Genomic DNA, 2,841 nt, shown 5'->3' with positions numbered 1-2,841 from the left:
CATTTTATTTTTCATACTAATCTGATTCCATAACCAAAGAAAACAAGCCCCGATAATGAGAACTATAACAATACGATAAAATTTTTTCATATTATTCCCATCTTCTGGGGAGATAGGTTCGTAAACCTTTGGGCAACCCTGTTGGTGTTTCTGCTGTACCGGGTTTATGCCATGCCCCATTCGGATCTATAGGACCCCCGTTGCGTTCATTTATTGTTCTTGTATCCAGACTATCTATCCTTTGATTATATTTTTCATAATCCTTTGGCATTATAGGTTTTTTAAGTTTGGGATTAAAATGTTTATTTTTTATATATTCTTTGAGGGCATCGTTATAGTTGATTATTTCCTTACGATGCTTTTCTGCCTCGTTTATTTCTGTTTTAGTGCCATAAGTCTTGCCATAATGACTGCGCATGGCAAATGCCCGGACTTCGACCTCCCAGGTATCTGCCATTAATTGAGCCAGACTATGTTCATAGCCCGGATCGGTATTTGTGAAATCGTCTTCGTCAACAGCGATGCCTGTTCTGCATGCATAGGAAGTAACGACAGCATCATAATCAAAGATTTTTTCATCAATCTGCATAATTTTCTCCAGTGTAAAATCACCTGCTGGATCATTATAGCCACTAAAGATATTTTCAGCATAGAAATGAAAAGGGATATTCAATATGATGCCATGAGAGAATATATCTAACTGTTTAATGAGTCTTTTTTTACTCTTTCGCTCAGACAAAAATTGCACGAGTTCATCTGAATTTCTGACATAAACAATTCTTCCCCCTTTATCTTGCGTGTACTGATTAATAACCTTAATGTCATGGTTAGTATACCCTAATGCAAAAACAACCAGAATACGTTGTATTTTATAATCCGGTGTGGTTGCAGGGTATTCGCCCAGTTGCCTTATTCCCTGATTAATAAACATATACTGGTTACCTATTGGGGCGGAAAATCCTCTGGTCACACCACTTAATGAATAATCCGGGCCTTCCGTTCTGGCGGCGACAACGCTGATATAATCATAACCACAGATTGAATATTCCACCTCGTATGTCGGTTTATTTAAGGCCGTTTTCGTTGAGGATGACTTGGCGTTTGTAATATATTCACTTTTTCTGCGCTGTAATTTCCCTGCATCACGCCCAACAACGATACGGATATTTTCTGCTTCTTGCGTATATATTCGTTCAGTCAAAAATTTGTCATCTGTTTTCCCCGATATTATCTGTTTGTTTTTTTCAATTCGGATATAATAAGGAATGTTTTCTAATGGTATTGAGACTTCATTATTGTTATAAATCTTTATTTTCTGGCTGTATATGCCCTGTTTCATAACTTCTTCATATTCTTTGGGTGGACAGGTTGCACAGGCTTTTCCTGCATTAAATGTTGTCATATTGACTCCTTTTAAATATTGTCTGATGGTTCTTTATATGATGTTTCTTTTATTGAGTTCAGAAACAATCTTAACATTATAGAAACCGGGTTCATCTTGATTCATTAGATGATGTAGCCATCTATCAGGAATATCGTTGGCAGATAAAATTTCTTTTACAATACACAGTTTCATTAGTGTCTTTATTGAAACATCATCAATAATATTGTTCTGCTGACAAAATGCGTAGATATCTACTACAAAATTGTTTATTTCCCGATATTTCTCATGAAGAGAACTGCGGTATATATAGTATATTTTGCTGTTGATCCTATCAATAGCCGCTTTATTGATCATGTAATATTCATCGGGAAAAATCATCAGGAACTCAGAAGTATCTTTAAATTTCTCATTGGGATTTTTGTTCTCTAACGCGTGAAATATATCATCGGGCACATTTTTTTCAGACAGGAAAATGTCGCACCAGTATGCAAGCATATGGTGTGTTAACGTTACAATATATTGTTCATAATGTTTATCATTAAAAATTTGATATTGTTCTGGAGTTATTCTGAAAAATTTATCCTTATTATGAAAGGATTCTTCGCTATTGTATTCAATTGGAGCGCTTTCTCTATATATTCCGTGGTGGTAGCTGATGACTTTCTTTATAGGTGACAGAAACCGGTTAAGCTCATCATGGCTTAAGATGTCAATAAAAATCCAGAATACCCTGGGATCATAATATCGAAAAAATACGGGTTTTTTTTCAATAGGAATAAAGACCTGCAAATATTTTCTGAGATGCTGTCGTAATTTTTCAAATGGATATTCTGATAATAAATACAGCCCCCAGGGATCTTTTTTTCTCGACAGCCAGACTTTAACGGGCTGAGTTAATTCAACGAGGTGGGGTGAGTTTATTTGTTCTTCTTTACTGGGGATGTTTGTATATAAGCTGGATGCGACCGGATTTAATTGTTCCAACATATCATATAAATCATGCATTAGCGCCCCATCAATGACTGCATAATAATTTACTTTTTCCATGATCACTCCTTTGAGCTACAGTGGGCGACAAATGGCATACCAAGCGCGGCGGCGGCTTTCAAAACTGAAGGCATGGCAGGTAAAGAAACATCACCTGGGCTTCCCGCTGAGTTTAAATTTATTGCAGCCCCTTTTATATCTACTCCCCCATGATGGATGACAACAAAATTGTTACCAACCCGTAAAGTTATCCGGGTATCACTTTTTATGGTGATATCCCCTTCGGCTTGATAACCTAATGTACCCGCAACTGATCTGATATCATCACCTTTTATAACCAGATTTTTATCCCGTTCGATTAACTCGATATAACTTCCGGTCGTTTTATGTTCCTGTTGCCCTTCCACGGTTATTTTGCGGTTGTGGGCAATCACCAGTTCGTCATCGTGGCCGATACTGGTAGTCCGGTT

The 2,841-nt window shown here is 37.0% G+C and carries 2 protein-coding genes and 1 pseudogene; all 3 read right to left on the bottom strand.

What is annotated here, in order from left to right; translation table 11 throughout:
• Positions 1 to 91 precede the first annotated feature (91 nt).
• A complete protein-coding gene (locus tag BO26_RS22895; protein ID WP_051691053.1) occupies positions 92 to 1,402 on the bottom strand; it encodes a hypothetical protein in 1,311 nt (436 codons plus the stop codon).
• Between the two features lie 33 nt (positions 1,403 to 1,435).
• Positions 1,436 to 2,431, bottom strand: a complete 996-nt coding sequence (locus tag BO26_RS21705) for a DUF4123 domain-containing protein (protein WP_051691052.1) — start codon at positions 2,429 to 2,431, stop codon at positions 1,436 to 1,438.
• A gap of 2 nt (positions 2,432 to 2,433) precedes the next feature.
• Positions 2,434 to 2,841 (bottom strand): annotated as a pseudogene (locus BO26_RS18240) (type VI secretion system Vgr family protein); the annotation flags it as partial.

The organism is Photorhabdus australis DSM 17609, from assembly GCF_000711895.1.
Lineage (GTDB): Bacteria > Pseudomonadota > Gammaproteobacteria > Enterobacterales > Enterobacteriaceae > Photorhabdus > Photorhabdus australis.
Note: the sequence above shows the minus strand (reverse complement) of the source record. Positions and strands in the feature narration are given on the sequence as shown.